Genomic DNA, 6,492 nt, shown 5'->3' with positions numbered 1-6,492 from the left:
CAAAATAATCCTCTATTTTATCTTTACTTTTTCTATTTAAAAAATATTTTTCAAATTTTTCTTTTGAAATTCTATACTTTTCTTCAAATTCTCTTACAATTTCTTCTTCCGATAAAAACTCTATCCCATTTGCTCCAACAAAATTAGATAACCGTATATATAGAGTGAAGGTGTCACTATCATCAATTTTAAATGTAATTTTTAATCGATCTATCCCATACAGATCACTTTCCTCTTTTATTTCCAAATCACTAATTGGTTCGTCTTTCAAAATTTCAGATAACTCTTTTATTTTTCTTCCAAATAATTCTATGTATTTCATATTAACTCCTTATCCCTAATTGATTATTTCAAGTTCATTTTTTATATCTTGTGGTACATTATTTTTCCATAGATAACTATTTTTCAAAATAAACTGATTATATTGAATCGCTGTATTATTTGCTCTTATCTTTGCTTGTAAGGCTATTTCCTTATTATCATCTTTCATAGACAAATAAATTTGCTTATCACTTTCATAACTGCTTACCATTGCTCTTGCAGTATCTTCCACTTTTTTCAATCTGTCATATCTTTGTCTGTCATTCTGTTTTTCTGATTCATAGTCTATTTTATTAAACCAACTATTTATTCCTAAAAACTGAACTTTATTGAACATATAGACGCTTTACAAATTCTTTACTGTATCCCCCTATCTTCTTTGATATCTGTAGCTTTTTCTCTCTTCTCATTTTAATTATTCTAGTTCTCACTCCTAAAACTGTTCTATCCAAATCCTTTGCTAGTTCTCTGGCTGTTTTCTCTTTATAATTTTCTAAAATATATTTTTCTTCTTCAGATGTCCAAATTTTAAAATTATTTTTTCTCACAAGACTGTACGAATTTGTAGTTTTATAATATCTAGTAAGAAAGTTAGATATACTATAGAATGTCCTTCCAAGAGTTCCAGCTATCTGTTTTTTTGTGTATCCTGACTCAAACATTTTGATTATTTTTTGTTTTTCTATTTCTGAAAATTCTTTTTTATATCTATAATCACTATATTTATTGGCTATATAGCCTATTCTTCTAAAATTTTTCCCAGTAATTTCAGCTATTTCCTTTAATTCCAGCTTTTCGACTTCTCTTAAATATTTAATTTCTTTGATTTCTTCCAAAGTCACATCATTCATTTGTCCCCTTTCTCTTGCCTTTATTTTGTTTTCAAAAAATTCTAATATAATTTTACAAAAAGTTTATCCCTTCTTTTTGAATTACTAATCTCAAATAAATTTATAATTTCATCATCAGTCAAATTATTACTATCAAAATTCACTTTATACACATTCATTTGTCTATTTAGATTCAACCTTTGTCTAATATCAGTTTGTGTAATAAGTCTTTGTACTTCTTCCGCATTTTTTGTGATTACTGATTTATATTCATCTTCACAATATAATATTTTAAACATTTTTTTCTCCTTATTTTTTTTATATCAAACCTTTACTTTTATTCTATTTTCCAAACTTTCTATTCTGTTATTTAATGTTTCAACAATATCAATTAATTCATTAATCGCTTCTTGACTATCTTTACTTGTGTCATTTACTGTACCAGCTCCAGCACACAATTCCCCCATCATTCTGTAATACCTTCTAATGTCATCATCACTATATCCTTTTTTTACTAAAGAATTTATAACTTCTATCATTTCTTCTGCGGCTTTTAATTCTTTACTCATTTTTATATTTCCTTTCAAATTTTATTTTGTAATAAACTGTTTCAAATTTGGCCTAAAATAATCAGGCCCTTTTATTATCTTACCGTCTTCACGAAATATCGGTTTTCCATCTTTACCAAGTTTACTCATATTACTTTTATGAACTTCTTCAAATGCTTCAGGTAAAATTACATCAAATCCATTTTTAACTTCTAATTTAAAAAGATACTCCGTTTCTTTATCTCCTAAGAAAAATATTTTATTTGCAATCTTTTCTATATCTCCCTTATTTTTCTCAAGCAGTGTCCCAATGTGAATATAGTACATATCACAAACAGCATCTAACATTTCTACTCTATCCTTATTTTTTTCTGCCACTTCATATTCTTTAAATTCTTCATCAAACAACTTTTTTCTTAATTCCATTCTTTCATTAGTTATTTCCTTTTCCAAAAATTCCTGCTGTCCAAACGTTATATAAAACTCTTTTACAAGTTTAACTAATTTTTCCCATTGTTCCATTTTTTACTTCCACTTCCTTTATCTTAAAAATTTTTAAAACTTTTTTCATTACCTCTTCTTAAAATAATTTTTGCTACTCAATTGATTTATCTTTTTCAAACAAATTATCAGGACATAATTTTAATAATTCTTTATTCTCATAAATATTTCCAACTACCTCACAACTTTTCAAAGTTCCAACATTTGTACATGGCCTAGAATTATCTTTTTTTGAAAAATTAACACTCCAACTTGAAATCTCTTTTCTATAAATGATTTGAAAATATTTTTTTCCGTATTTTATAATATCTCCTTCAAATATCTCTTTATTATTTTTATCTCTATGTTCTGTAGAAAAATTTAATATACAGAATTTAGAATCTATATCTAATATTTTATTTTCTTTTGTTATTTTGTAAATCTTACCCGTATTATCCATAAATATTCTATCCTTAGTAAATTCTTCTTTAACCTTATCCCAAATTCTAAATCTCACACTAATCTTCTTCCTTCTTTTCAAATATAGATACTACATTCGTAAAAACACTTTCTTTATTTCCTAGTTTCATTAAATTTTCTTGCACATCCACTCCTAAAACTTTACAGATCTGTCTGTATACATCTAAATTATCAGTTTCAATTTTTAACACATATTTATCCATTTATCCTCCTATATATTTTCTATAGTTTCTATTATTTCATCAATCCATTTTTCATTTTTAAGTTTTCCCAAAACCAATTCTGTTTTCAGTTTTAATAACAACATTTTTTTTGAAAACCAGTCTGTATTTTCTTCTAAAAATTTTATATTATGTATTAAATTTTTCTTATACTTAAAAGGGAAAATCCTCATCATCTTCTGTTTCATCATAATCATTTTTGTTACTTTGATTATTTACAGTATTTTTACTTTCGACAAACTCAAAACTATTTGCTAATACTCTTGTAAATTTTCTTTTTTCACCGTTTTGTTCATAGTTACTTACGCTCAATCGTCCTTGTATAAGAATTTTACTACCTTTTTCAAAATATTCAGCAATTGTTTCAGCAGTCTTTTCCCATGCTGTACAGTCAATAAATTCTGCCTCATTCTTATTTTTCTGTACAGCTAGTGTAAAATTGGCATATGCTTTTCCACTTGATGTATATTTTAATTCTGGATTCCTTACCATTCTTCCCATTAGTATCACTATATTCATAATCTATATTCCTTTCTTTTTTGAATTATCAAATAAATATTCCTATTCATCTTTACATCTCTTTCCAAAATCTTTTTTTATATTTCTAAAAAAATTCAATACTTGTTTTTTAAATTCCTCATATTCCATTATCACATCTTTTTTCTCAAATAATAATTGTTGTTCCATTCCTGGGCTAGCTATTTTCTTTTGCATTTCCTATCCCTTTCTTTTTCAATTTATGCAATTCTTCAACAGAATACTCTAAGGTCCTTTCCAATTTATTTTTTGGAATTTCCCAACTAAAACATAAAATTTCTTTTATATCTTTCCTGTTTCTCCTTACAAATTTTCCCAGCTCCTTGTATTCTGTTGTTTTTATTTCATTTTCATTTATTTTTAAACAATATAGCTTAATTTTCATATTAATGTTCCTTTATAATGTAATCTATTACTCTAATTTCATTTTTATTTTTTATTTTTCTAAATTTTATTTCAGCTTTTTGTTTATTTTTCAACTCTAATTGCAGCACTTTTTTCTTTCCGTCTATCCAATACGATTGAATTTTGTAATATTTATCAAAAGTGTATTTAGCTCTTTTTGCTATATCAATTAATTCAATGCCCTTCAAGTTTCGTAATTCCTTTAATAATTTTTCGTTCATTTAAACATTCTCCTCTTGTACTTGATTACGAATTTTAACAATTTTTCTACAAAGCCTTTTTTCTCTATTTTTTATCATCAAATGCTTTAAAATGCCCAGTGTAAATATTTTTTAATTCTATAACCTGTTTCTTTTTAAGATATATTCCTTCCACATAATATTTATTTTTAAAACCTTCCTGTCCCATAAAATGTTTTTCAATATGATGTTTTCTACAAAGAGATATAAATCTTCCTTTCAATCCATCATCATATTTATATCCTCCCGCTGTACTTGCTACAGTATCCCAATGTTCCAAATCAATTGATTCTCCATTTTCAAAATCATGTGATTTATTACATACTGCGCATATTCTCTTTTTCAAACAAATATAAACATACTTCTCTGCATCTGGATATATCTGTGCCGCAAATCTTTTTCTCCCATTTTTTTCTTTAATTACAATTGGCACATTGTAATCAAGGCCCAACTCAATCAGATATTCAATAAATCTATTTGCAGTATCAATATCTAACGTATCAATTGAATCAGGACTTAACGAAAAATTGGGAATTTCATATTTTTCTGCAAAAAATATTTTCAATATGTCTTTCATATATCCATATTCGCTGCTGCCACCTGCAAGATGTTCAGAAAATTGATTTATCAAGGCATATATCATTCTCATCTGCTGTAATGTCATCGCTTTAATTGGAACAATTTCTACTGAATAATTATTTAATATTTTTTCCAGATCTTCCTTTACTCCTGGAACAATCTTTTTCATTGGATAAAATATTTTTATTTTCTTATTCTCAATTTGTGTTCTTAACATTACGATTCTTCCTTAATTTCAATTTTTGATAATATTCCCAGCAATGTTTCCATTTCGGGATTTCTAAAAGCAAAATTCAAATAATCCATTGGATTTCTATAATGATGTTTGTTCTCCTCTATATGTTGTCTACATGCTTTTTCTGTAAAAAAAACATTATTGAAAATATATTTAAAATCACCGATATAACAATGAAAATATATCCATTCCCTATCCAAATCTTCCAGACAAATATTGTCAATTTCTTTCAAAACATTTTCATCGTCAGTAATTTCCCTTAAAATAGCCTTTACTTCTTCCACACCCTCTGAGGTATATTCAAAAACTCCTAACGAATCCCCTTCAAATACCGCTTCAAAATATTCTCCTTCTCCATTAGGATTTGTTTGAAATTTTTCACTTCTAATTTGATATATTCTAGGATTAGCAGTCATTCTACTGTTTTGTGTATTCAATTCACGTTTTAATTCTTTTAAAAATTTAATATCTTCTGTAGTTAAATTATTTATTATCATTTTTACACTCCTATCAACATTTTATCTTTCAACTCCGACAGATCAACTTTATTTTCAATCTGTGTAGTATTTTTATATTCCAACGGTATAAATTCTAAATTTTGAGTATTCTTTACTCCTATGCTCTCATAAGTAATTCTTTTAGGATTTTTCTGTCCGATAATTTTATAATTACCAGTGTAGTAATCATTTGTTTCATATGGATTTTTTATAAATTCCTTGTATATTCTATCAAATTCCCATTTCAAAAAATTATCAAACTCATCATCTTTCATTGCACACAATCTTTTCCAACCAATAAAATCAATTACAGCATGTATTCCCTTATCCTCAAAATTTATCATCCCACTTTTTCCGTATTTATAAATAGCCTCTATTAACATTTTTTTTGCCAATATCACTTGATTCTCTACATTCCGATTTTTTGCGTATTCAAGTATTTCAGCAATCTGTGGCATAAATTTTTCCTTACTTGTTTTTATAATTTTAAGTGTTGCATTCATAAATTCTTTAGCAGTTAATTCATTTCCTAATGCTAAAAAATAAAGACTTCCTAACTCATTTGGATTTTTTGTATTCGGATAATTTGTACATAATAAATTAAAGACTTTATTAAATTCATCCCTTGTCATCATTGTTTAAATCCTCCTATCAGATCTTCAATACTTTCATCTGTAACTCCCGTAAATTGATTATTAGGCTTTTGATAATATTCTTTTGTATTTTTAGCACTAGAATCCACGTTAATTTTATCGTCATAATTCCCTTCCAACATTTTTAATAAATTAGCCTTATTAATAAACCAGTCAAATGTTATTTGCCAGTTATTTTTATTATCTCCCTGTAAAAATTTAGAAACATGAATTTTGTCCATTGCCCGAAAAATTTCCTCAACAGTATATTCTTTAAGCAATGTTTTTATTGATTTTTTACGTTTCTCATTTATTTTTAGTCGAGTTCCAGATAGTCCAAACGTATTTGCAATTTCTACCCATTTATTTTTTATTTCCTCATACACAAAAGAAAAATTAATTTTTTCTTTTTTGACACTTGTATTATTATAATAACTATTATTAATATAATTATTATTATATTTATTATTCTTATTATTATTTATTGT

At 26.1% G+C, this 6,492-nt stretch carries 16 protein-coding genes; all 16 read right to left on the bottom strand.

Features of this window, described 5'->3' with window-relative positions; all coding sequences use genetic code 11:
• Nucleotides 1-322 (bottom strand): hypothetical protein (locus Q0370_RS07630; RefSeq protein WP_299574182.1); only part of this gene is annotated, 322 nt, incomplete at its 3' end.
• Nucleotides 323-337: 15 nt separating this feature from the next.
• Entirely contained in the window at nucleotides 338-658 is a 321-nt protein-coding gene (locus Q0370_RS07625; protein ID WP_299574180.1) for a hypothetical protein, read from the bottom strand.
• Nucleotides 648-1,172, bottom strand: a complete 525-nt coding sequence (locus tag Q0370_RS07620; RefSeq protein ID WP_299574177.1) for a hypothetical protein — start codon at nucleotides 1,170-1,172, stop codon at nucleotides 648-650. Before Q0370_RS07620 ends, Q0370_RS07625 begins: the two co-directional genes overlap by 11 nt.
• 41 nt (nucleotides 1,173-1,213) lie before the next feature.
• A complete protein-coding gene (locus Q0370_RS07615; RefSeq protein ID WP_299574174.1) occupies nucleotides 1,214-1,450 on the bottom strand; it encodes a hypothetical protein in 237 nt (78 codons plus the stop codon).
• 24 nt (nucleotides 1,451-1,474) lie between these two features.
• Nucleotides 1,475-1,720: a hypothetical protein gene (locus Q0370_RS07610; RefSeq protein ID WP_299574172.1), complete on the bottom strand. Its 246-nt coding sequence runs from the start codon at nucleotides 1,718-1,720 to the stop codon at nucleotides 1,475-1,477.
• Nucleotides 1,721-1,741: 21 nt separating this feature from the next.
• Nucleotides 1,742-2,221: a nucleoside triphosphate pyrophosphohydrolase family protein gene (locus tag Q0370_RS07605; protein ID WP_299574169.1), complete on the bottom strand. Its 480-nt coding sequence runs from the start codon at nucleotides 2,219-2,221 to the stop codon at nucleotides 1,742-1,744.
• Nucleotides 2,222-2,294: 73 nt separating this feature from the next.
• Nucleotides 2,295-2,696, bottom strand: a complete 402-nt coding sequence (locus Q0370_RS07600) for a YopX family protein (protein ID WP_299574166.1) — start codon at nucleotides 2,694-2,696, stop codon at nucleotides 2,295-2,297.
• 1 nt (nucleotide 2,697) lies between these two features.
• Nucleotides 2,698-2,862 (bottom strand): hypothetical protein, encoded by a 165-nt coding sequence (locus Q0370_RS07595; protein WP_299574164.1) that lies wholly within the window; start codon nucleotides 2,860-2,862, stop codon nucleotides 2,698-2,700.
• 171 nt (nucleotides 2,863-3,033) lie between these two features.
• Nucleotides 3,034-3,399, bottom strand: a complete 366-nt coding sequence (locus Q0370_RS07590) for a single-stranded DNA-binding protein (RefSeq protein WP_299574161.1) — start codon at nucleotides 3,397-3,399, stop codon at nucleotides 3,034-3,036.
• Nucleotides 3,400-3,441: 42 nt separating this feature from the next.
• Nucleotides 3,442-3,567 carry a hypothetical protein gene (locus tag Q0370_RS07585; protein ID WP_299574158.1) on the bottom strand — a complete coding sequence of 42 codons (126 nt, stop codon included), beginning with the start codon at nucleotides 3,565-3,567 and terminating at the stop codon, nucleotides 3,442-3,444.
• 7 nt (nucleotides 3,568-3,574) lie between these two features.
• Nucleotides 3,575-3,802 (bottom strand): hypothetical protein, encoded by a 228-nt coding sequence (locus tag Q0370_RS07580; protein ID WP_299574155.1) that lies wholly within the window; start codon nucleotides 3,800-3,802, stop codon nucleotides 3,575-3,577.
• Between the two features lies 1 nt (nucleotide 3,803).
• On the bottom strand, nucleotides 3,804-4,043 hold the full coding sequence (locus Q0370_RS07575) for a hypothetical protein (protein ID WP_299574153.1): 240 nt from the start codon (nucleotides 4,041-4,043) through the stop codon (nucleotides 3,804-3,806).
• A 64-nt stretch (nucleotides 4,044-4,107) separates the two neighbouring features.
• Nucleotides 4,108-4,857 carry a putative HNHc nuclease gene (locus Q0370_RS07570; RefSeq protein ID WP_299574150.1) on the bottom strand — a complete coding sequence of 250 codons (750 nt, stop codon included), beginning with the start codon at nucleotides 4,855-4,857 and terminating at the stop codon, nucleotides 4,108-4,110.
• Nucleotides 4,857-5,372 (bottom strand): hypothetical protein, encoded by a 516-nt coding sequence (locus Q0370_RS07565; RefSeq protein ID WP_299574147.1) that lies wholly within the window; start codon nucleotides 5,370-5,372, stop codon nucleotides 4,857-4,859. Before Q0370_RS07565 ends, Q0370_RS07570 begins: the two co-directional genes overlap by 1 nt.
• A 2-nt stretch (nucleotides 5,373-5,374) precedes the next feature.
• Entirely contained in the window at nucleotides 5,375-6,007 is a 633-nt protein-coding gene (locus Q0370_RS07560) for a hypothetical protein (RefSeq protein WP_299574144.1), read from the bottom strand.
• The coding region (locus Q0370_RS07555) for a hypothetical protein (protein ID WP_299574141.1) at nucleotides 6,004-6,492 on the bottom strand (489 nt) is incomplete at its 5' end. The genes Q0370_RS07555 and Q0370_RS07560, both read right to left, overlap by 4 nt.

The sequence above is a fragment of the uncultured Leptotrichia sp. genome, assembly GCF_938036635.1.
Taxonomy (GTDB): Bacteria; Fusobacteriota; Fusobacteriia; order Fusobacteriales; family Leptotrichiaceae; genus Leptotrichia; species Leptotrichia hongkongensis.
This window is presented reverse-complemented; position numbering and strand designations above follow the sequence as displayed.